The organism is Micromonospora sp. WMMD736 (assembly GCF_049179015.1).
Classification (GTDB): domain Bacteria; phylum Actinomycetota; class Actinomycetes; order Mycobacteriales; family Micromonosporaceae; genus Micromonospora.
Genome location: NZ_JBMHMI010000001.1, coordinates 6,303,651 through 6,324,190, shown reverse-complemented (window position 1 = coordinate 6,324,190; position 20,540 = coordinate 6,303,651). Strand labels below are relative to the sequence as shown.

At 70.3% G+C, this 20,540-nt stretch carries 20 protein-coding genes; 12 read left to right on the top strand and 8 right to left on the bottom strand.

The window, feature by feature from the left end:
• Nucleotides 1-43: 43 nt before the first annotated feature.
• Nucleotides 44-2,335 (top strand): HelD family protein, encoded by a 2,292-nt coding sequence (locus ACN269_RS28740; protein WP_421475360.1) that lies wholly within the window; start codon nt 44-46, stop codon nt 2,333-2,335.
• A gap of 50 nt (nt 2,336-2,385) precedes the next feature.
• Here the strand turns inward: ACN269_RS28740 and ACN269_RS28735 are convergent, their stop codons facing one another.
• On the bottom strand, nt 2,386-2,811 hold the full coding sequence (locus ACN269_RS28735) for a hypothetical protein (RefSeq protein WP_421475359.1): 426 nt from the start codon (nt 2,809-2,811) through the stop codon (nt 2,386-2,388).
• Between the two features lie 290 nt (nt 2,812-3,101).
• Between ACN269_RS28735 and ACN269_RS28730 the strand changes: the two genes are divergently transcribed.
• Nucleotides 3,102-3,476 (top strand): hypothetical protein, encoded by a 375-nt coding sequence (locus tag ACN269_RS28730; RefSeq protein WP_421475358.1) that lies wholly within the window; start codon nt 3,102-3,104, stop codon nt 3,474-3,476.
• 67 nt (nt 3,477-3,543) lie between these two features.
• Here ACN269_RS28730 and ACN269_RS28725 read toward each other — a convergent pair whose 3' ends face one another.
• The 4 genes from ACN269_RS28725 to ACN269_RS28710 all read right to left on the bottom strand — a co-directional run bounded on the left by ACN269_RS28725 (nt 3,544) and on the right by ACN269_RS28710 (nt 6,928).
• Nucleotides 3,544-4,506 carry a sporulation protein gene (locus ACN269_RS28725; protein WP_421475357.1) on the bottom strand — a complete coding sequence of 321 codons (963 nt, stop codon included), beginning with the start codon at nt 4,504-4,506 and terminating at the stop codon, nt 3,544-3,546.
• A 183-nt stretch (nt 4,507-4,689) separates the two neighbouring features.
• Nucleotides 4,690-5,718, bottom strand: a complete 1,029-nt coding sequence (locus tag ACN269_RS28720) for a HEAT repeat domain-containing protein (RefSeq protein WP_421475356.1) — start codon at nt 5,716-5,718, stop codon at nt 4,690-4,692.
• Between the two features lie 119 nt (nt 5,719-5,837).
• The gene (locus tag ACN269_RS28715; RefSeq protein ID WP_421475355.1) at nt 5,838-6,059 is read right to left on the bottom strand and encodes a DUF397 domain-containing protein; all 222 of its coding nucleotides are present in this window, start codon (nt 6,057-6,059) and stop codon (nt 5,838-5,840) included.
• The gene (locus ACN269_RS28710; protein ID WP_421476625.1) at nt 6,056-6,928 is read right to left on the bottom strand and encodes a helix-turn-helix domain-containing protein; all 873 of its coding nucleotides are present in this window, start codon (nt 6,926-6,928) and stop codon (nt 6,056-6,058) included. Before ACN269_RS28710 ends, ACN269_RS28715 begins: the two co-directional genes overlap by 4 nt.
• A gap of 334 nt (nt 6,929-7,262) precedes the next feature.
• Here ACN269_RS28710 and ACN269_RS28705 point away from each other — a divergent pair, with 334 nt between their 5' ends.
• From ACN269_RS28705 to ACN269_RS28695, 3 genes are all read left to right on the top strand, one after another.
• Nucleotides 7,263-7,511, top strand: coding sequence for a DivIVA domain-containing protein (locus ACN269_RS28705; protein ID WP_421475354.1), 249 nt, complete (start codon nt 7,263-7,265; stop codon nt 7,509-7,511).
• 92 nt (nt 7,512-7,603) lie between these two features.
• Nucleotides 7,604-7,840: a hypothetical protein gene (locus tag ACN269_RS28700; RefSeq protein WP_421476623.1), complete on the top strand. Its 237-nt coding sequence runs from the start codon at nt 7,604-7,606 to the stop codon at nt 7,838-7,840.
• Between the two features lie 52 nt (nt 7,841-7,892).
• Nucleotides 7,893-8,393 carry a hypothetical protein gene (locus ACN269_RS28695; RefSeq protein WP_421475353.1) on the top strand — a complete coding sequence of 167 codons (501 nt, stop codon included), beginning with the start codon at nt 7,893-7,895 and terminating at the stop codon, nt 8,391-8,393.
• A gap of 7 nt (nt 8,394-8,400) precedes the next feature.
• On the opposite strand, the gene ACN269_RS28690 is transcribed toward ACN269_RS28695, so the two are convergent.
• Together ACN269_RS28690 and ACN269_RS28685 are read right to left on the bottom strand one after the other, a co-directional pair.
• A complete protein-coding gene (locus ACN269_RS28690) occupies nt 8,401-9,177 on the bottom strand; it encodes a DeoR/GlpR family DNA-binding transcription regulator (RefSeq protein WP_421475352.1) in 777 nt (258 codons plus the stop codon).
• Nucleotides 9,178-9,214: 37 nt separating this feature from the next.
• On the bottom strand, nt 9,215-11,203 hold the full coding sequence (locus ACN269_RS28685; protein ID WP_421475351.1) for a beta-galactosidase: 1,989 nt from the start codon (nt 11,201-11,203) through the stop codon (nt 9,215-9,217).
• 281 nt (nt 11,204-11,484) lie between these two features.
• Here ACN269_RS28685 and ACN269_RS28680 point away from each other — a divergent pair, with 281 nt between their 5' ends.
• From ACN269_RS28680 to ACN269_RS28650, 7 genes are all read left to right on the top strand, one after another.
• Nucleotides 11,485-12,813 carry an ABC transporter substrate-binding protein gene (locus tag ACN269_RS28680; RefSeq protein ID WP_421475350.1) on the top strand — a complete coding sequence of 443 codons (1,329 nt, stop codon included), beginning with the start codon at nt 11,485-11,487 and terminating at the stop codon, nt 12,811-12,813.
• Nucleotides 12,814-12,834: 21 nt separating this feature from the next.
• Nucleotides 12,835-13,791 (top strand): carbohydrate ABC transporter permease, encoded by a 957-nt coding sequence (locus tag ACN269_RS28675; protein ID WP_421475349.1) that lies wholly within the window; start codon nt 12,835-12,837, stop codon nt 13,789-13,791.
• A complete protein-coding gene (locus ACN269_RS28670) occupies nt 13,788-14,669 on the top strand; it encodes a carbohydrate ABC transporter permease (protein WP_421475348.1) in 882 nt (293 codons plus the stop codon). The genes ACN269_RS28675 and ACN269_RS28670 overlap by 4 nt, the downstream gene beginning before the upstream one ends.
• Nucleotides 14,666-16,801, top strand: coding sequence for an alpha-galactosidase (locus tag ACN269_RS28665; RefSeq protein WP_421475347.1), 2,136 nt, complete (start codon nt 14,666-14,668; stop codon nt 16,799-16,801). The genes ACN269_RS28670 and ACN269_RS28665 overlap by 4 nt, the downstream gene beginning before the upstream one ends.
• 95 nt (nt 16,802-16,896) lie before the next feature.
• The gene (locus tag ACN269_RS28660) at nt 16,897-17,298 is read left to right on the top strand and encodes a YciI family protein (RefSeq protein WP_421475346.1); all 402 of its coding nucleotides are present in this window, start codon (nt 16,897-16,899) and stop codon (nt 17,296-17,298) included.
• Between the two features lie 3 nt (nt 17,299-17,301).
• Nucleotides 17,302-18,645, top strand: coding sequence for an RNA polymerase sigma factor (locus tag ACN269_RS28655; protein WP_421476621.1), 1,344 nt, complete (start codon nt 17,302-17,304; stop codon nt 18,643-18,645).
• Nucleotides 18,645-18,968, top strand: coding sequence for a DMT family transporter (locus ACN269_RS28650; RefSeq protein WP_421476619.1), 324 nt, complete (start codon nt 18,645-18,647; stop codon nt 18,966-18,968). Before ACN269_RS28655 ends, ACN269_RS28650 begins: the two co-directional genes overlap by 1 nt.
• A 79-nt stretch (nt 18,969-19,047) precedes the next feature.
• Here the strand turns inward: ACN269_RS28650 and ACN269_RS28645 are convergent, their stop codons facing one another.
• On the bottom strand, nt 19,048-20,442 hold the full coding sequence (locus ACN269_RS28645) for a cellulase family glycosylhydrolase (protein WP_421475345.1): 1,395 nt from the start codon (nt 20,440-20,442) through the stop codon (nt 19,048-19,050).
• Nucleotides 20,443-20,540: the final 98 nt, after the last annotated feature.

Below are 20,540 nucleotides of genomic sequence, written 5' to 3'. Positions count from 1 at the left end.
AAATGCCGTTCTAGCATTGGATTCTAACGTTTAGGGAGACGGCTTGTCAAGGCACTCCGGCGGTACCGGTGAATTGCCGGTCGACGAGATCGGCCGCGAGCAGGAGTACGTCTCGATGCTCTACGACCGGCTGGACGGGTTGCGTGAGCAGGCCGCCCACCGGCTCACCGCCGAGCTGCGCAACACCGGCGGCACCCTGCAGGACCGCTCCCAGCGCGACAGCTCCGTGGCCATGTACGCCGACCAGGTCGAGCAGTTCTCCGCCGTGGAGAATGGCCTCTGCTTCGGGCGGCTCGACGGCGACGACGACTCCCGCCGCTACATCGGCCGGATTGGGATCTTCGACACCAGTGGCGACTACGACCCGCTGTTGATGGACTGGCGTGCCCCGGCCGCGCGGCCGTTCTACCTCGCCACCGCCGCCAACCCACAGGGCGTACGCCGCCGCCGACACCTGCGTACCCGCCAGCGCAAGGTGACCGGGCTCAACGACGAGGTCCTCGACATCGACAGCGCCTCCCCCGGCGGCCACGAGGAGCTGACCGGCGAGGCGTCCCTGCTGGCCGCGCTCAACGCCGGTCGGACGGGCCGGATGCGCGACATCGTGGAGACCATCCAGGCCGAGCAGGACCGGATCATCCGTGCCGACCTGCCCGGGGTGCTGGTGGTCCAGGGCGGCCCCGGCACCGGCAAGACCGCCGTCGCGCTGCACCGGGCCGCGTACCTGCTCTACACACACCGACGCGAGCTGTCCAGTCGTGGTGTGCTGCTGGTCGGACCGAACGCGACGTTCCTGCGCTACATCTCCCAGGTGCTTCCCACGCTGGCCGAGACGGGCGTGCTGCTGCGTACCCAGGGTGACCTGTTCCCCGGGGTGAGCGCCCAGCGCGACGAGTCGGCCCAGGCCGCGGCGCTCAAGGGCCGCGCCGTGCTCGCCGAGGTGCTGGCCCTCGCCGTGCGGGACCGGCAGTGGGTGCCGGACGAGCCGCTGGAGATCGAGGTGGAGCGCGAGGTGCTGACCCTCGACCCGGAGACCGTGCGCGTCGCGCGGGACCGGGTACGCCGCACCGACCGTCCGCACAACCTGGCCCGGGCGCTGTTCGACGTGGAGATCGTGCACGCGCTCGCCGACCAGGTGGCCGAGCGGATCGGCGCCGACCCGCTGGGCGGCGACAACCTGCTCGACGAGGCCGACCGCGCCGAGATCCGTCGGGAGCTGCGCGAGGAGACGGAGATTCAGGCCGTACTCGATCGGTTGTGGCCGGTGCTCACCCCGCAGCGCCTGCTCGCTGACCTGTACGCGGACCCGGACCGGATCGCCGCCGCCGCGCCGATGCTGACCGACGACGAGCGGGCGCTGCTGCACCGCGAGCCGGGCGGTTGGACGCCCGCCGACGTGCCGCTGCTGGACGAGGCGGCCGAACTGCTCGGCGAGGACGAGCGGGCCGCCGCCGCCCGGCGCGAGCGCATCCGCCTCATGGAGCGGGAGTACGCCGAGGGCGTGCTGGAGATCGCCCGCGGCTCCCGGTCGATCGACGTGGAGGACGAGGCCGAGGGCGGCGAGATCCTCGGCGTGACCGACCTCATCGACGCGGACCGGCTGCTGGAACGGCAGGAGGAGGCCGACCGGCTGACCACCGCGCAGCGCGCCGCCGCCGACCGCACGTGGGCGTTCGGCCACGTCATCGTGGACGAGGCACAGGAGTTGTCGCCGATGGCGTGGCGGCTGCTGATGCGCCGCTGCCCGAGCCGGTCGATGACGATCGTCGGGGACGTGGCGCAGACCGGCGCGCTCGCCGGAACGCCCTCCTGGGCGGACGCCCTCGCCCCGTACGTGGCACAGCGGTGGCGGCTCACCGAGCTGACGGTCAGCTACCGCACGCCCGCCGAGATCATGGCGGTCGCCGCGGAGGTGCTCACCGAGATCGACCCGGCGCTGCGGCCACCCCGCTCGGTGCGGGAGAGCGGCGTACCGCCGTGGGACCGGGCGGTGCCCGACGGGCAGCTACCCGCCGAGTTGGTGGCGGCGGTGGCCCGCGAGGCCGCGGGGCTGACCGAGGGCCGGGTCGGCGTCATCGTGCCGGCCAGCCGGGTCGACGCGCTCGGCTCGGCGCTGACCGCCGCGCTGCCCGAGGCCACGGTGGGCGAGAACCCGGAGCTGGAGAGCCGGGTGGTCGTGCTGACCGTCGCCCAGGCCAAGGGGCTGGAGTTCGACTCGGTGCTGGTCGTCGACCCGGACCGGATGGTGGCCGAGTCGCCGCGCGGGCGCAGCGACCTGTACGTCGCGCTCACCCGGGCCACCCAGCGTCTGGGCATCCTGCGCCCCTGCCCCTGACCCGCCCACGTCGCCCCCGCCGACCGGTCGGCCGGCGGGGGCGCGGCGGGTCACCGCCGGTCGGTCGAGCGGTCCCGGATGGACTTGGCTGGGCCGGTCGCCGACGTGGACTGGTCGCTGGTGCCGCCGCCCGTCGGGGTGCTCAGGCCGCCGGTGGTGGCGTCGCCGGTGGTCGTCGGTGCCACCTTGCCCGGGTGTCGCTCGGGCTGGCGGGCGACCCGGCGTACGCTCGCCGGCCCGGCGGTGCCACCGGTGGTGGTCACCGCGCCCTGGCCGCCGACCGGGCCGCCGTCGTGCAGCACCCGCGGGTCGACCCGTTCGTGCGCCGGGTCGAGTGGATCGTCACGTTGGAGTTGGGTCTCCACATCGGTGGGGGGCACCGTCACCTCGTCGAGGGCGCCCTCGCCGTACACGCCGCCGGTGATCCGGTTCTCGGCCTGGCGGGCGGCCTCCTGCCGCATGTCGTCCTCACGCACGTCCATCACCTCGCAGAAGCTGGTGGAACCGACTGCGTGCCCGGCCACCCGTCGACCAAACCCAAAGCGCCCGCGCGGCGACCCGGAACCGGACATCCGCCCCGACCGGTCGTGTTGCGGGCGCCGTCACGCCTCGTCGATGCATTTTTCGAGGTAGGGGTGTTACCTGCTCGCGGCCGTCGGGTAGTCGGGGGGCGTCCCCGCCGTGCAAGCGAACCGTGCCGTGGCCGAAACGCGGTAGCGGGGCGAGGGAAGGCAGGTACGACTCATCGCATCCTGAGGAGGACCAGATGAGCACGCAGGCTGCTTCCACCAGGCCGATGAACCGGCCCATGAACGACCCGCAGAACCCCGCCATGATGCGGGACACCCAGCAGATGCCGGCCATGCGCGACGGACATCGTGAGCCCGTGCCGGCGCCGGGTACGGAGACCAAGCAGGCGTTCCTGACCACGGAATTCTGGGTCTACGCCGCCGCCGTCGCACTGCTCGTGATCGCCGCGTTCTGGAAGGGCACCACCGCCAACGGGTTGAACATCAACAACCCGAGCCAGACGTGGCTGTTCCTGAGCATCCTGACCGGTGGTTACCTGGTCAGCCGGGGCCTGTCGAAGGCCGGCTCCGAGCGCCGGTCCGGCAAGGAGCGGAGCATGCGCGGGCGCTGACGCGCCGCACGTGAAACGGTGGCCTCCGGGAGAGTTCTCCCGGAGGCCACCGTCGTGCGTACGGGCGTTACTCGTCGCCGCCGAAGTCGCCGAAGTCGCCCTCGAAGGCGTCCTCGATCATCTCGCCGGCGATCATGCCGCCGGCGACACCGAGCGCCGCACCGGCGACCATGCCACCCACACCCATGCCACCACGGCCGTGACCGTGGCCCGGACCGTAGCCGTGACCGTGGCCGTACTGGGACCGCAGGCTGCCGTAGCGGGACGTCGTCTCGCGCAGCCAACCGTCGACGACCTGCGCCCAGTCGACCCGGTCGACGTCGGCGTGCGACACCTGGTAGCGACCGAACGCGTCGTGCCCGGCGCTCAGGAAGCCGCCGCGCTTGTCGCACTCCAGGATCACGTCGACGCCGTACTGGTTGGTCACGAAGGTCAGCTCGACCTCGTTGATCGTGCTCGCGTACTGCGGGGACGCGAAGAACTCGATCTCCTGATAGAACGGCAGCGTCTGCTGCACGCCCCGGATGTGACCGCGCTCGAGGTCAGCGGACTTGAACCGGAAGCCGAGCCGCTGGAACGCCTCCAGGATCCGCTCGTGCACCGGCAACGGGTGCACCGCCACGTGGTCCAGGTCGCCCTTGTCGACCGCGCGGGCCACCGACAACTCGGTCCGCAGGCCCATCGTCATGCCGTGCAGGCGCTGGCCGTACACGTCGGTGATCGGGGTCTCCCACGGCACCGGGAGCTGGAACGGGATCGACATCTCCTGCTTGGGCGCGAGCTGGAACGCTCCGCTCACGGCCATCCGGTGGAACTCCATGGTGCCGGCGTACTCCGTGTCGTGGCCCTCGACCTCGACCCGGGTGACCAGGCCGATCACCACCTGCTCGATGGCCGCCGGGTTGTCCCCGCCGACGATTCTGACCTCACCGTCGAGGGTCAGGCCGGGTCGGGTGTTGGGGTTGGTCAGCACAGTGTCCACGCTGGGACCACCCACACCGAACGCGCTCAACATCTTCTTGAAGACCATCGGAACTCCTGTGCGACAGCCGACCGCTCCACCATGGAGTCGGACGTTGACTCACCGCGCACCCTATCCAGACCCCCTGTGAGATCGCTGTGAGCGCGCCGACCGCGCTCGATCGACTCGGGTTCCTGGAAGTCGGGCTGTCACCCTGACCGGGACGGCCCGACTTCCGCAAAACCGAGTCGATCAGCGTCCGACGTCCGCGATCGCCAGGTCCGCAGCCCGATCCGCGTCGTTCCCGGCCCGGCGCAGCAGCGCATCCACGAACCAGTGGCCGTCGAGGCTCGGGCCACCGATGACATCGAGGTACAGGCCGAGGTCGCACCGCTCGCCGAAAAGGGTGACCCCGAGGTCGGGACATCGACGGTGGATGGCGTCGAAGAGCCGCCACGCCGACTCGTCGCGACGGGCGCGGCGGACGGGATCACATTCGACCAGCGCCTCGGCGACGCCGTCCGCGTCGGGGTTGAAGCCGTCCAGCAGCGGCAGCAACGACGGGTCCGCCAGGTAGGCGGCGGCCTGGACGGTGAACTTGTGGACCTCGTCCTGGGCGAGCAGCTCGCGTACCAGGGGAAGTGCCCGGGCGTCCCGCCGCCGGGCCAACCCGCGGGCGCCTTCCGCGCGTACCTCCGGGTCGACGTCGCGGGTACGGTCCCACAGCGCCTGCCGGACGGCGTTCCCGTCTGCGGTGCTCAGCCAACCGAGCCCGAACGTCGCCCACTCCCGCACCCGCGCGTCGGGGTCGGTGCAGAGGTCGATCAGCACCGCCTCGCCGGCCTCGGCCGGCGGATCATCGAGCACCATCGGCACCGCGACGGCGACCTGGAACCGTACGTCGCTGTCAGGGCTGCCTGCGAGGATGACCAGGGTCGGCAGGGCGCGCGGGTCGCAGGTGGAACCCAACGCACGGGCGATCGACCAGTGCACCTCGGGATCGGTCTCGGTGGCGGCCAGCGAGATCAGGGCCGTCGCGGCGTCCGCGCGCAGGTCGTCCCCGTGCACCTCGCTGGCGAAGCCGAGCAGGTCACACGCCGCCGCGCGCACCACAGGGTCCGGATCGCCGAGCCGCCCCACGGCCAACCGCGCGGCCGGGGCACCCGCGTCGGCCGCCTGCCGGAGCAGCGTCGACCCGTCGTCGGAGTCGCCTTCGGCGACGGTACGCCGCGACCGCTGCACCGCCTGGTCGAACAGGTCCGCCATCTCGTGCGCTTCCACGGCCCCGATGGTGCCCGCCGGCCAATGGATGCCGCCACCGAATACTGATCGACTCGACTTCGCCGAAGTCGGGCTGTCAACCCGACCGGGACACCCCCACATCGGCGATGTCGAGTCGATCACGGGTCGGTGCGCGCGAATGTGCCGTCCTTGACCCCGTTGACGAACGCGGTCCAGCCGCTGACGCCATAGAGGAGGGTCGCCGCCGCGCGGTCCTTGCTGTCCCGCACCGCCACCCGGCCGGAGCCGTCCAGAACAGGCCCCGCCTCAACACAGTTACCGCCGTTGTCGGGGCTCCTCGTGCTGATGTGCCAGGCGACATCAGGCGTGGACTCGCTCATGACAGCTCCTCCGCGAGTGCTGTGATCAGCTTCGCCGACTCAGTCGCACTGAGTGCGGCCTCCCGGAGGCGATCGTACGCGCGGACGTAGCGCGAGGCATTGCCTGATTCCAGGAAGAGACGCCCACCGAGGGTTTCGGCATGGGCGACGTCTGAGTAGGGGGCAGGCATCCTGAAGAGCCAGAAAGTGCCGTCCAAGTCGGCGTGCAGCCCGAGGGTCAGCGGGAGTACACGGATCTCGACCGTCGACTTCGCGGTGGCGCGCGCCAGGTGGGTCAGTTGAGCGGCCATGACGCTTCTACTCATGACGGGCCGCCGCAGGGCCGCCTCTTCGATGATCACAACGAGCCTCATTGGCGAAGGACCATCCAGCATCCGCTGCCGGTCCATGCGCAGTTCGACCCACTTCCGGATCTCGACCTCGCTCGCCGAGCTGGGCTCGGCATTCCTGATGACCGCCTCGGCGTAGTCGCGTGTCTGAAGCAGACCAGGTATCAGGTATGCTGCGTAGGTACAGACTTCATCGGCTCTCGCTTCCAGCCAGGGAAAGTCGATGAACGAGTTGTCGTAGATCGTTGTGTCGAAGCCGTTGTCCCAGCGGTCGACGCGCCAGGCGTCCTGCGCGAGCTGGACGAGCCGATCCCTCTCCCGCTCGTCGTAGACGCCGTAAAGATCGAGCAACGCCACCACCAGATCTCTCCGGAAGGGCCACTCCGCCCGCTCGTACCGCGCCAGCGACGAGAAGTCGCGCTCAAGATACTGCGCGACGTACTTGAGGGTGAGCCCCCGCCTCTCGCGCAGCTCACGCATCTGCTGGCCCAGCCATTGGGCACGAAGGGTTCTGACGAACGGCTCTCTGCTCGCGGCCATGCTCACCTCTCAAGGGCACCCGAAGAAGGATTCCGTTGGTGTCGTTGCACCAATGCCGAGGCCACTGGAAACGTGACCTGCGGGTGAGGGTGATCGCCGGCCCCCGGGGATACCCGGTGCAAACACGGCAACCGCGGCTGTGCCAACAGCCGAGAAGGTGACGAGAGACGGCTTCGCGAGTGGCAGTCGCATACCGGCTCTCGTCGGGTCTCAACTAGAGCGTCGGGATACACAGAATCCCGGCTCCGAACCGACTTGGACGAATACGTACCACGAACAAGGGCGCTCTCGCGACCCCGACGCACCCATCGACCGACGACGACAGAGGTGACCGATGACGAGAGGCGCGTTCCACGACGGCGGCCGGCTGCATCCGCGGCACGTACGCGACCATCAGTTCGCCACCGTGGGCTTTGGCCGGCGAGGCCTCGACCCCCGGGAGGTGCGGCGGTTCCTGCACCGCGTCGCGCTCGACCTGACCGCGCTGCACCACGATCTGGCGCTGCTCAGCGAAGAGAACGCGCGGGTCAAGCGGGCGCTGCGGGCTCGGCAGGGCAACTGGCCCGATCGGCGGCAGTGGTGATCCCACCGGACCGCGTTTTCGTACCGCTGCCTCGGGCCGCCGTGTTCGCCTTCACGGAGCCGACCGACGCGGCCGAACCGCCACCTCGGCACGTGATCCACCTGCCGGTGGCGGTGGCGGACCTGGCCGGTGCGCTGGAGTTCGCGCGTACTCTCGCCCGGTCACTGGCCACGACACCACAGGTCGACGTAGGCGGCATCACCGTGTCGGCCGAGGACGCGCAGCACGTACGACAGTGGGTTTTCTGCGACCGCATCATGCCGGATCGCCGGCGGTGCGCGCGGCCGGCCGACCACGACGGCGTCTGCTCGCCTGTCGACGATCCCTGACCGATCTCTATCCTCGTCGACTATGAGAGCGGGGAGGCGCGCACGCGCCGCCGTGCTCGCGACGGCGATCGTGTTGCTGGCCGTGGCCGGGTGCGACACGGCAGCGGTTGACGGGACGCGTGCATGCGAGGAGCAGCGGAAGGCCGATGAGGCGAAGGTCCGGGTCGACCGCTGGGAGCCACCGGAGGACCTTCCGTTTGTCGGCGACTATTCGGAGGTTCACTGGCAAGCCCGCGCGCTGGGCAATCCGTGTTCACGGATGCCGGGCCCGACGGACTGGGAGTACCAGGGCGTCATCGTGCTACGTCCCGAGGACGCCAAGAGAATGGCCGAGCGATTCGAGTTCGTTCCGTTCACCTCTGTCGACCCGGCTGAACTGACCAGCTCACACGCGCCCGCGGACGTGCGACCGGACCTCGTACCGTTCCTCCCGCCCGAACCGCAGTGGCTGCACAGTCAGACCTACAACGAGGCGTCACCGTCGACACGCTGGCGCGTGGTGTTCCTGGACCTGAAGCGCCACACGCTCCTGTTCATGCTCAACGACCACTAGGAGAGCCTTAGCCGGGCTCCACGACGACCAGCTCGCCGACCTGTTCGCCGATGGTGGTGCGGGCCTCGGCGGGTAGGCCGACGTCGGTGATCAGCACGTCGGCCGCCTCCAGCGGGGCGATGGTGGCGATGCCGATCGTCTCCCACTTGGTGTGGTCGGCGAGCACCACCAGCCGACGGGCAGCCCCGATGAGGCAGCGGTTGACGCCGGCCTCCAGCAGGTTCGGCGTGGTGAAGCCGGTGCGCGGGCTGAGGCCGTGCACGCCCAAAAAGAGCAGGTCGACGTTGAGCGCGCTGATCGCCGCCTCGGCGACCGGGCCGGTCAGCGCGTCGGACGGGGTACGGATGCCGCCGGTCAGGACGACGGTCTGGTCGGCGCGCGGATTCTGGTAGAGCGCGTCGGCCACCGGGATCGAGTTGGTCACCACGGTCAGCCCGTGCACGTCGGACAGCAGGGTGGCCAGCGCGGCGGTGGTCGTACCGGCGGAGAGCGCGATGGCCATCCCCGGCTCCACCATCGTGGCCGCCCGCTCGGCGATGGCCCGCTTCTCCGCCTGTTGACGGATCGACTTCGCGGCGAAGCCGGGCTCGTCGGCCGAGCCGGGCCCGGCGAGCGTCGCGCCACCGTGGACCTTGTCGACCAGGCCGCGCTCGGCCAGCACCTCCAGGTCGCGCCGGATCGTCATGTCGGACACGCCGAACCGGCTGACCAGGTGACTCACCCGTACCCCGCCGCGCTGGCGGATCAGGTCGAGGATCGCGCTCTGCCGCTGCTGGGCCAACATCTGGGGAATCTCCTTCGAACCGTGGCCGCCGCCCGGATCAGAACCGGTCCTCACGGACCACCGCCACCTCACCGGCCGGCACGGTCAGCTCACCCGTACACCGTGTCCCGGTCAACAGCTCGACACCGGTCGCCGAGACCCGTACCTCCGACGAGGTGTGGTTGATCGCGAACAGCCAGGTCCGCTCGCCGTCGCGGCGGCGGACCACCTCCACCCCGCTCGGCGCCTGCGCCGCCGGACGGACGCCGGCCTCGTCGAGCAGCCGGGCGACCAGCCGGTCGGTGGCCGGTTCGTCGAGCCGGGTGCCGACGTACCAGGCGGCGCCCGCGCCGACCGGCCGCCGCGTCAGCGCCGGCACGCCCGGCAGGGGCCCATCGGTGTACGACGTGAGCACCTCGGCGTCGTCAGCGTGCAGCCACTCGGTCCACACGTCGACGGTGCCGCCGTCGTCGAGTCCGACGCGTTCGCCCTCGCGCAGGGGGAAGAACTCCTCGGTGCGGACGCCGAGCAGGTCGCGGTACGCGCCGGGGTAACCGCCGAGGCGGATGTGGTCGTTCTCGTCGACGATGCCGCTGAAGTAGGTGACCGCCGCCGTGCCGCCGGCCGCCACGAATCGGCGCAGCGCCTCGACGTCGGCGTCGCGGACGAGGTAGAGGGTGGGCACCAGGACCAGCCGGTAGCCGCTGAGGTCGGCCGACGGGTGGACGATGTCGGCGGTCACGCCGGCCCGCCACAGGGCGCCGTACAGCGCGTTGAGGCGGTCGGCGTACGTGACGTCGGCGCTCGGGTGGGAGTCCAACTCGACCGCCCACCACGCCTCGTAGTCGAACAGGATCGCCACCTCGGCGTCGACCCGGCTGCCGCGTACCTCGGCGAGGGCCTTCAGGTCCGCGCCGAGCCGGCAGACCTCGCGGAACACCTTGGTCTCCGGGCCGGCGTGCGGCACCAGGGCGGAGTGGAACTTCTCGGCTCCGGCCCGGGAGGCCCGCCACTGGAAGAACAGCACCCCGTCGGCGCCCCGGGCGACGTGGGCCAGGCTGTTGCGGCGAAGCTCGCCGGGGAGCTTCGCCACGTTGCGCGGCTGCCAGTTGACCGCGCTGGTGGAGTGCTCCATGAGCAGCCAGGGCTCGCCACCGGCGACGCCCCGGGTGTGGTCGGCGGCCAGCGCCAGCCCGAGGTGGGCGCGCGGGTCGGCGGCGGTCAGGTAGTGGTCGTTGGAGACGAGGTCCACGTCGCCGGCCCAGGAGTGGTAGTCCATGTGCTTGGCCATGCCGACCATGAAGTTGGTGGTGACCGGCTGGCGGACCAGCGTCGTCAGCGTCTCGCGTTCGGCGCGTAGTTGGGCGCGCTGCTCGTCGGAGGAGAAGCGCAGGAAGTCGAGCTGCTGCGTGGGGTTGGCGAACGTCGGTGCGGTGCGCGGCGGGTTGATCTCGGCCCAGTCGCCGTAGCGCTGGCTCCAGAACGCGGTGCCCCACGCGTCGTTGAGCCGGTCCAGGTCGCCGTAGCGCTCGCGCAGCCACCCCCGGAACGCCTCGGCGCTGACGTCGCAGTAGCAATGCACGTTGTGACAGCCCAGCTCGTTCGAGACGTGCCACATGACGACGGCGGGGTGCTCGGCGTACCGGCCGGCGACCGCGCGTACCAGCTCCAGGGCGCGCTCGCGGAACACCGGCGAGCTGGGACAGTACGCCTGCCGTCCACCCGGCCAGAGGATCGCGCCGTCGGCCCGTCGGGGCAGCGTCTCCGGGTGCGCGCGGGACAGCCAGGGCGGTGGAGTGGCGGTGGCGGTGGCCAGGTCGACCTGAATGCCCCCGTCGTGCAGGAGGTCGAGCACCCGGTCCAGCCAACCGAACTCGAACCGGCCGGGGTGGGGTTCCAGGCGTGCCCAGGAGAAGATGCCGACGGAGACCAGGTTGACCCCGGCCCGTCGCATCAGCTCGACGTCCTCCGACCAGGTCTGCTCGGGCCACTGCTCAGGGTTGTAGTCGCCGCCGAAGTAGATGCCGTCGCCCTGCCATCGCCGCATGAGAGGTGAGGGTGCACCGGCCATCCACCGAAGTCAACAGTTTCCAACATCGACTTCGTTTCCAACGTTTACCTCGTAACAGCCGTATCACGACTGGGTTATCAGAGGCGAAAGGACCTCTTGACAGCGGCCTATGGAGGGGTAGCTTGAGGCCCCAACTGGCTGATCGTGTTCGCCAATGTGGATTCTCGGTGGATCACGACGTGTATTTGCCAGGCTGGACCGCTCCTCACCACACCCGACCCTTGGACGCAGCACCTCTTCATCCGCAGGAGGCACCGATGTCCCGTCCCCGATCGCAGGCCGAATACCTGGCCCGGCTCGTACCACCCTCCGTCGCCGGCATCAACCGACGGTCACTGCTGGCCGGCGCGGCCGGCACGGGCGCGCTGCTCAGCACCGGCCTGCTCGCCGGTTGCGGCGACGACTCCGGCTCCGGCGAGTCCAGTAAGGACGTCACGCTCGGATCGAACCAGTCCGACCCGAAGCCCAAGGACGTCCTCGCCAAGATCACCGATTCGTTCAAGACCTCGTCCGGCGTGCAGGTCGCGACCAACACGGTCGACCACAACACGTTCCAGGAGAACATCAACAACTACCTGCAGGGCAAGCCGGACGACGTCTTCACCTGGTTCGCCGGCTACCGGATGCGCTTCTTCGCCCAGAAGGGCCTGGCCAGCGACATCAGCGACGTGTGGGGCAAGCTCTCCGGCTTCTCCGACGCGTTCAAGAAGGCGTCCACCGGCGACGACGGCAAGCAGTACTTCGTCCCGGCGACGTACTACCCGTGGGCGGTCTTCTACCGCAAGTCGGTCTGGAAGCAGTACGGCTACCAGGTGCCGACCACGCTGGACCAGTTCACCACGCTCGGCGCGCAGATGAAGAAGGACGGCCTCACCCCGATCGCCTTCGCCGACAAGGACGGCTGGCCGGCGATGGGCACGTTCGACATCCTCAACCTGCGGATCAACGGCTACCAGTTCCACGTCGACCTGATGGCCGGCAAGGAGGCCTGGACCTCCGACAAGGTCAAGAAGGTCTTCGACACCTGGGCCGGCCTGCTCCCCCTGCACCAGCCGGACAGCCTCGGCCGCACCTGGCAGGAGGCCGCGCAGTCGTTGCAGCAGAAGAAGAGCGGCATGTACCTGCTGGGCCTCTTCGTCGGCCAGCAGTTCAGCAACGAGGAGCAGGACGACCTCGACTTCTTCACCTTCCCCGAGATCGACCCGGCCATCGGCGCGAAGGCCCTGGACGCCCCGATCGACGGCTACATGATGGCGCGCAAGCCCAAGAACGAGGACAACGCGCGCAAGCTGCTGGAGTACTTCGGTGGCAAGGCCGCCGCGGACATCAACCTCAAGAACGACCCGGCCGTCCTCGTCGCCAACAGTGGCGCGGACGTCGGCGGCTACACGGCGTTGCAGAAGAAGGCCGCGGAGCTGGTCGGGTCGGCCACCGAGATCGCCCAGTTCCTCGACCGGGACACCCGACCGGACTTCGCCTCGACGGTGATGATCCCGGCGATCCAGCAGTTCATCAAGAACCCCAAGGACATTGACGGGCTGACGTCGTCCATCGAGAACCAGAAGAAGTCGATCTTCACTGACTGACGGCGGAAGGGGGAGGACATCGTGTCCGACCTACCCCTGATCCAAGCGGATCGCGCCGTGCCGCCGCCGGCCGCGACCACCTCCACGGGTGGTCGTCGCCGGCGGCTACGGCTCCTGTCCCCCACCGACCGCGTGGTCATCACGCTGATGGTGCTCGTCCCACTGCTGCTCGTCACCGCGCTCGTCTGGCTGCCGGCCCTGGCGACCGTGGTGCTGTCCGGCACCGACTGGGACGGCATCGGTCCCCTCAACGAGATCGAGTTCGTCGGCGGGCGCAACTACAGCGACGTGGTGAACATCTACCCGCCGTTCGTGCCCGCGATCCAACACAACCTGCTCTGGCTGGCCGTGCTGTTCGTGGTCGCCACGCCGTTCGGCATGTTCCTGGCCGTGCTGCTCGACAAGGAGCTGCGCGGCAGCCGCTTCTACCAGACCGCGCTGTACCTGCCGGTGGTGCTCTCGCTGGCGCTTATCGGCTTCGTCTGGCAGCTGCTCTACTCCCGTGACCAGGGTCTGATCAACGCCGTCCTCGGCACCCAGACCGACTGGTACGGCGACTCGAACGTCAACATCTGGGCGGTCATGGTCGCCTCCGGGTGGCGACACGTCGGCTACATCATGCTGCTCTACCTGGCCGGACTGAAGGGCGTCGACCCGTCGCTGCGCGAGGCGGCCGCGGTCGACGGCGCCTCCGAGGTCCGGACCTTCTTCCGGGTCGTGTTCCCGGTGCTGCGACCGATCAACATCATCGTCCTGGTGGTGACCGTGATCGAGTCGCTGCGCGCGTTCGACCTGGTCTGGGTCGTCAACAAGGGCCGCAACGGCCTGGAGTTGATCTCCGCGCTGGTCACCCAGAACGTGGTGGGTGAGGCGAGCCGGATCGGCTTCGGCTCGGCGCTGGCGACGATCATGCTGGTCGTCTCGCTGGTCTTCATCACCATCTACCTGGCGACCGTGATGAGGGAGAACCGGGAATGAGCGTCGACACCCCGAACCGCCGACGCAGGCTGACCCCGCTGCGGATGCTGCTGCACGGCTTCCTCATCGCCGTGGCGCTGATCTGGCTCTTCCCGATCGCCTGGGCGGTCCTGACGTCGTTCCGCTCCTACCAGTACACCGCCGCCAACGGCTACGTCTCGTTCGGCGGCTGGACCATCGACAACTACGTCACGGCCTGGGACCAGGCGGAGTTCGGCAAGCACTTCCTCAACTCGGTCTACATCACGGTGCCGGCGGTGCTGCTGACGCTCTTCCTCGCCTCCTGCGTCGCGTTCGTCATCGCCCGGTTCAGCTGGAAGACCAACCTCATCCTGCTCGGGGTGTTCACCGCCGCCAACCTGCTGCCGCAGCAGGCGCTGCTCATTCCGCTGTTCCGGCTGTTCACCGAGGTGCCGCTGCCGGAGTTCATGAGCGACTCGGAGCTGCTCTACGACAGCTACTGGGGCCTGATCCTGATCAACGTGGCCTTCCAGTGCGGGTTCTGCGTCTTCGTGCTCAGCAACTACATGAAGGCGCTCCCGCACGACCTGTACGAGGCGGCGATGGTTGACGGCGCGAGCGTCTGGCGGCAGTACTGGCAGATCACCATGCCGCTGTGCCGGCCGGCCCTGGCCGCGCTGGCCACCCTGGAGGTGACCTGGATCTACAACGAGTTCTTCTGGGCCACCGTCCTCATGCGTACCGGCGACAAGTTCCCGGTGACCAGCTCGCTCAACAACCTGCGCGGCCAGTTCTTCACCGACAACAACCTGGTCTCGGCGGGCAGCGTGCTCGTCGCGATCCCCACCCTCGTGATCTTCTTTATGCTCCAGCGGCACTTCGTCCGGGGCCTGACCTTGGGAGCCTCCAAAGGATGACGATCCTGCACCTGCGCCGCGGGCGGACCAGCCTGGTACTCGACGCGCGCGGCCCGGGGCTGCCCCGCGTGGCGCACTGGGGCGGCGACGTCGGCGACCTGGACGACGAGGGCCTGCGCCACCTCGTGGACGCCACCGTGCCACCGGTGGTGCCGAGCAGCTTCGACGAGCCACCCGTGCTGTCGCTGCTGCCGGAGGCGAGCGCCGGTTGGAGCGGCCGACCGGGGCTGGCCGGGCACCGCGACGGGCGGGACTGGTCCACCGCGTTCCGGCTCGACGGTCTCGCCGTCGACGAGCCGGCCGACGCCCCGGCCCGGGTCACGGTACGGGCGTCGGACGAGGCCGCCGGGCTGTCCCTGACCATCGAGATCACGCTCGACCCGTACGGCCTGCTGACCATCCGGCACCGGCTCCGCAACGACGGTGCCGGCGCGTACGAGGTGCGGGAGCTGACCCCGGTGCTCCCGGTGCCGGCGGTCGCCACCGAACTGCTCGACCTGACCGGCCGCTGGTGCCGCGAACGCTCGCCGCAGCGGCACCCGTGGCAGCACGGCGCGTGGGTCCGCGAGGGTCGGCACGGTCGCACCGGGCACGACGCCACGCTGCTGCTGGTGGCCGGCACCGCCGGGTTCGGCTTCGGGCACGGCGAGGTCTGGGCGGTGCACACCGCGTGGAGCGGCGACCATCTCACCGTCGCCGAACGCCGGCCCACCGGCGATTCCACCCTCGGCGGCGGGGAACTGCTGGCCCCCGGCGAGATCCGGCTCGCTCCCGGCGAGGCGTACGAGACTCCGCTGCTCTACGCCGTCTGGTCCGACGAAGGGCTGGACGGGCTCAGCGACGTACTCCACTCGCACGTGCGGGCGCGGCCCGGACACCCGCGATCCCCGCGCCCGGTGACCCTCAACGTCTGGGAGGCGGTCTACTTCGACCACGACCTGGACCGGCTGCGGGCCCTCGCCGACCGCGCCGCGCAGATCGGCGTGGAACGGTTCGTGCTCGACGACGGTTGGTTCCGCGGCCGGCGCGACGACACGGCCGGGTTGGGCGACTGGTACGTCGACGAGGGCGTCTGGCCCGACGGTCTGCAACCGCTCATCGACCACGTGACCGGCCACGGCCTTCAGTTCGGTCTCTGGGTGGAACCGGAGATGGTCAACCCGGACTCGGACCTGTTCCGCGCGCACGCCGACTGGCTGCTGACCCTGCCGGGGCGGCTGCCGCCGGCCTGGCGCAGCCAGCAGGTGCTCGACCTGGGCCGGCCCGAGGCGTACGACTACGTGCTGGAACGCCTCGACGCGCTGCTCACCGAGCATCCCGGGATCAGCTACCTCAAGTGGGACCACAACCGGGACCTCACCGAGGCGGGTCACCACGGCCGGCCCGGGGTGCATGGGCAGACCCTCGCGGTCTACCGCCTCCTCGACGAGCTGCGTCGACGCCACCCCGGCGTGGAGATCGAGAGCTGCTCGTCCGGTGGCGCCCGGGTGGACCTGGCCATCCTGGCCCGCACCGACCGGGTCTGGGCCAGCGACTGCAACGACGCCCTGGAACGGCTCGGCATCCAGCGCTGGACCGGGCTGCTGCTGCCACCGGAACTCGTCGGCACGCACATCGGGCCGCAGCGCTCGCACACCACCCACCGCGTACACGACCTGGGTTTCCGGGCGGCCACGGCGCTCTTCGGTCACCACGGCATCGAGTGGGACATCGCCTCCATCAGCGCCGCCGAACAGGCCGAGCTGACCGCCTGGGTGGCGCTGCACAAGCGGCTGCGTCCGCTGCTGCACGCCGGGCGGGTGGTCCGGGTCGACCACCCGGACCCGGCCGTCTGGGCGCACGGCGTGGTCGAGAAGGACAAGACCCGAGCGGTGTACGCGGTGGCCCAACTCGCCACCTCGGCGGCGCAGAGTCCGGGCGCGGTACGGCTGCCCGGCCTCGACCCGGCGCGGCGCTACCGGGTGCGGCCGGTCCCGGACGTGCCGCCTCCGGCGACCATCGAGCGGTCCGCACCGCCCTGGCTGGCGTCCGGTGTCACGCTCAGCGGAGCGGCGCTGGCCCGGGTGGGCGTGCAGCTACCCGCGCTACACCCGGAGCAGAGCCTGCTGTTCGAGGTCGACGAGGTCGGCTAGAAATTTCTTACCTCCGGGGTGTCGAGAACGGTGTCGTCGGCTTCTACCTCAGGGTGAGAGCACCGACCACGGTGCGCGGCGTGAGGAGCGAGACGATGAAGTACATGCTGTTGATGCAGTTCAGCGCCACCGGGACCGACTTCCCGGGCATCGACACCTGGACCCAGGACGAGGTCCGGGCGCACGTGGCGTTCATGGGTGAGGTCAACGAGAAGCTGGCCGCCGACGGCGAGTGGGTCGACGCCCAGGGCCTCGGCGGCCCGCAGCAGGCGCGGATCGTGCGCGCCGGCGAGGGCGGTGCACCGGTCGTCACCGAGGGCCCGTTCGCCGAGACGAAGGAGTTCCTGGCGGGCTTCTGGATCGTCGACGTCGAGAGCCCGCAGCGGGCGGTGGAGTTGGCCGCGCACATCTCCACCGCGCCCGGCCCCGGTGGTCGGCCGCTGAACATGCCGATCGAGGTGCACCCGGTGATGTCCGCTCCGTCGCAGGAGCTGTGAGCGCTGACCACCGACCGTCGCATCGAGGACCTGCTGCGCGAACTGGCGCCGCAGGTCCTCGGCGTGCTCACCCGTCGGTTCGGTGACTTCGCCACCGCCGAGGACGCCGTACAGGAGGCGCTGCTCGCCGCCGCCAGCCAGTGGCCGGCCGACGGGTTGCCGACGAACCCCCGGGGCTGGTTGATCCAGGTCGGCTACCGCCGGATGATCGAGTTGGTCCGCGGCGAGCAGGCCCGGCGTCGCCGCGAGGACCTGGTCACCCGTCAGGACCCGGACGACCGGCGGTACGCGCCGGCCCCGGACGAGGAGCTGTCCGCCGAGCGGGACGACACCCTCGTCCTGCTCTTCCTCTGCTGCCATCCGGCACTCGCCCCCACGTCGGCCGTCGCGTTGACCCTGCGCGCGGTCGGCGGTCTGAGCACCGCCGAGATCGCCCGCGCGTTCCTGGTGCCCGAGGCGACCATGGCGCAGCGGATCAGCCGGGCAAAGCAGCGGATCCGCACGTCCGGGCTACCGTTCCGGATGCCCGAGGAGGCGGAGCGGGCCGATCGGTTGGCCGCCGTCCGACAGGTGCTCTACCTGATCTTCACCGAGGGGCACACCAGTACCGCGGGCCCGGACCTACGCCGTGTCGACCTGGCGGCCGAGGCTATCCGGCTGACCCGGGCGCTGCACGTACGCCTGCCCGACGACAGTGAGACCGCCGGACTGCTCGCGTTGCTGCTGCTCACGGAGGCGCGCAGCCCGGCACGAACCGGGCCTTCCGGAGAGCTGATCCCACTGGCCGAGCAGGATCGCGGACGCTGGGACGCGGCGGCCATCGCCGAAGGCGTCGCACTGGTCACGACGGCGCTGCCGCGCGGCCCGGTCGGCCCGTACCAGGTGCAGGCCGCCATCGCCGCGCTGCACGACGAGGCTCCCAGCACCGATGCGACCGACTGGCCCCAGATCCTGGCGCTGTACGAGGTGCTGGATCGGTTGGCCGGCACCCCGGTGGTGGCGCTCAACCGGGCCGTCGCGACCGCCATGGTGCACGGGCCCGCTGCCGGCCTCACCGCCCTCGACGCGCTGACCGACGATCCCCGGCTGGCCGGACACCACCGGCTGCCCGCCGCCCGGGCGCACCTGCACGAGATGGCCGGCGACCGGAAACGGGCCATCGCGGACTACCGGGATGCCGCTGCCCGCACGAGCAGCCTCCCCGAACAGCGCTACCTCACCATGCGCGCCGCCCGGCTCGCCGCCGACAGCTCCTCTGCCGAAGTTGTCAATCTCGGACAGTTTCCGTCAGCGGGGAACGGAAACTGTCCAAGATCTACCCAAACCACGGAGGACGGCGAGTGCTGATGGCGTACGTGCTGTTGGGGATCGCGATCCTCGCCGAGGTGGTGGCGACCAGCCTGATCAAGAGCACAGCCGGCTTCACCCGCCTCTGGCCGACGGTGGGCTGCCTGGTCGGCTACGCGCTGGCGTTCCTCCTGCTCGCACAGGCCGTCAAGGAGATACCGGTCGGTGTCGCGTACGCCCTCTGGTCGGGCCTGGGCACCGCGGCCATCGTGGCGATCGGCGCGGTGTTCCTGGGCGAGTCGGTCGGGCCGGTCAAGCTCACCGGCATCGCGCTGATCATCGCGGGCGTGGTCATCGTGAACCTGACCGGCGAGCAGCACTGAGCGCGCTCGGGCTCACGACGGACGCGGTGGCCGGGCCCGCACCGGGCCCGGCCACCTGGCGTTGGTCGCCGTACGTTGCTCAACCGGCGGTGCAGCTCACCTGCGGTGTCGGGTTGGTGCCGCTCCAGCCGCCGAGGAAGCCGAAGGTGGCGCTGGCCCCGGCGGCCAGCCGGCCGTTGTAGTCCGCGTTCCGCGCGGTCACCGTGGAGCCGCTGCTGGTGACCGTCGCGTTCCAGGACTGCGTGACGCTCTGGCCGTTGGCGAGGGTCCACCGGGTGGTCCACCCGGTGATCGCCGACGCGCCGGCGGTCACGCGTACCTCGCCCTGGAAGCCGCCCTGCCACTGGTTGGTGATGGTGTACGTCGCCGTGCAGCCACCGGCGGGCGGCGGCGTGGTCGTCGGCGGGGGCGTGGTGGGAGGGGGCGTGGTCGGCGGCGGGGTGGTCGGCGGCGGGGTGGTGGGAGGAGGGGTGGTCGGCGGCGGGGGGCCGCCGAAGACGGTGGCCTCTCGGGCGGTCTGCCGGATGCCGTTGACGCCGTTGAAGACCCGCTGCCCCCAGGTGGTCAGGCTGGCCGGGTTGAACGCGGTGGCCATGTCGAGATACTCGACCCCGCCGCCGTTGCCGCTCCACGACCAGCCGAGCCAGCCGATCCCGTTGGCCTGGCTGTAGGCGAGGATGCTGTCCTCGTCCGGGTCCCCGTCGGAGTGGTTGAAGCCGAACTCACCGACCACGATGGGCAGTCCCGCCGTCCGGAACCGGCCCAGGTAGTCGCTGATCTCGGCGGCGGTGTCGAAGACGCCGTACATGTGGATGGAGAAGAGCGTGTTGCGGGCCGGGTCGGCGGCGAAGACCGACGCGGCGTTGTCGCGCATCGTGAATCCCCAGTCCTGGCCCCAGTTCGGCGCGTCCACCATGATGGTGTGGGTCAGGCCGCCGGCCCGCAGCCGCTTGACCGCGTTGGCGCTGTCGGTGGCCCACGAGCCGTAGTTGTAGTTGCCGTACGGCTCGTTGCCGATGTTGACGATGACGTACCGCTCCTGGCCGACCAGCACGTCCTTCAGGCTGAGCCAGTAGTCGACGGCACGGTCCAGGGTGATCGCACCGCTCTGCTCGCCGTAGCCGGTGGTGTCGTGCACCTCCAGCACACAGATCAGCCGGTTGGCCTTGCACAGCGAGATGACGTTGGCGACGTCGGCGTTGGTGTTCCGGGTCCACCGGTCACCGCTGGAGAGCACCACCCGCACGGTGTTCGCGCCGAGCGCCTTGACGTTCGCGAACGAACTGGTCTGCTGCGGGTACCAGGTGTGCGCGTGGTTGACGCCGCGCATGACGAATTCGGCGCCGTTGGCGTCGTACAGCTTGCCGCCCGCGACGGAGAAGCCGGCCGCGGCGTGCGCCGGTTGACCGAACGCCAGGACGGCGAGCAGCAGCGCGAGCAGGGCGGCGCCGACGGCGGAGAGTCGAGTCTTCATGGCCTTCCTCAGGGAGGACCCCCGATGCCCGGCAGGGGTGGGGTGCGACAGGGGAAGGCGGCTGCAGCCCGACAGCCGCCGCCCGACTCCCGGCGGCG

What these genes read in the sequence shown, in the direction of transcription:
- ACN269_RS28730 (WP_421475358.1), top strand. Translation starts at nt 3,102, where the DNA reads ATGAGCACGCAGGCTGCTTCCACCAGGCCGATGAACCGGCCCATGAAC.
- ACN269_RS28725 (WP_421475357.1), bottom strand. Translation starts at nt 4,506, where the DNA reads ATGGTCTTCAAGAAGATGTTGAGCGCGTTCGGTGTGGGTGGTCCCAGC.
- ACN269_RS28715 (WP_421475355.1), bottom strand. Translation starts at nt 6,059, where the DNA reads ATGAGCGAGTCCACGCCTGATGTCGCCTGGCACATCAGCACGAGGAGC.
- ACN269_RS28710 (WP_421476625.1), bottom strand. Translation starts at nt 6,928, where the DNA reads ATGGCCGCGAGCAGAGAGCCGTTCGTCAGAACCCTTCGTGCCCAATGG.
- ACN269_RS28705 (WP_421475354.1), top strand. Translation starts at nt 7,263, where the DNA reads ATGACGAGAGGCGCGTTCCACGACGGCGGCCGGCTGCATCCGCGGCAC.
- ACN269_RS28690 (WP_421475352.1), bottom strand. Translation starts at nt 9,177, where the DNA reads ATGTTGGCCCAGCAGCGGCAGAGCGCGATCCTCGACCTGATCCGCCAG.
- ACN269_RS28685 (WP_421475351.1), bottom strand. Translation starts at nt 11,203, where the DNA reads ATGCGGCGATGGCAGGGCGACGGCATCTACTTCGGCGGCGACTACAAC.
- ACN269_RS28680 (WP_421475350.1), top strand. Translation starts at nt 11,485, where the DNA reads ATGTCCCGTCCCCGATCGCAGGCCGAATACCTGGCCCGGCTCGTACCA.
- ACN269_RS28670 (WP_421475348.1), top strand. Translation starts at nt 13,788, where the DNA reads ATGAGCGTCGACACCCCGAACCGCCGACGCAGGCTGACCCCGCTGCGG.
- ACN269_RS28665 (WP_421475347.1), top strand. Translation starts at nt 14,666, where the DNA reads ATGACGATCCTGCACCTGCGCCGCGGGCGGACCAGCCTGGTACTCGAC.
- ACN269_RS28660 (WP_421475346.1), top strand. Translation starts at nt 16,897, where the DNA reads ATGAAGTACATGCTGTTGATGCAGTTCAGCGCCACCGGGACCGACTTC.
- ACN269_RS28650 (WP_421476619.1), top strand. Translation starts at nt 18,645, where the DNA reads ATGGCGTACGTGCTGTTGGGGATCGCGATCCTCGCCGAGGTGGTGGCG.
- ACN269_RS28645 (WP_421475345.1), bottom strand. Translation starts at nt 20,442, where the DNA reads ATGAAGACTCGACTCTCCGCCGTCGGCGCCGCCCTGCTCGCGCTGCTG.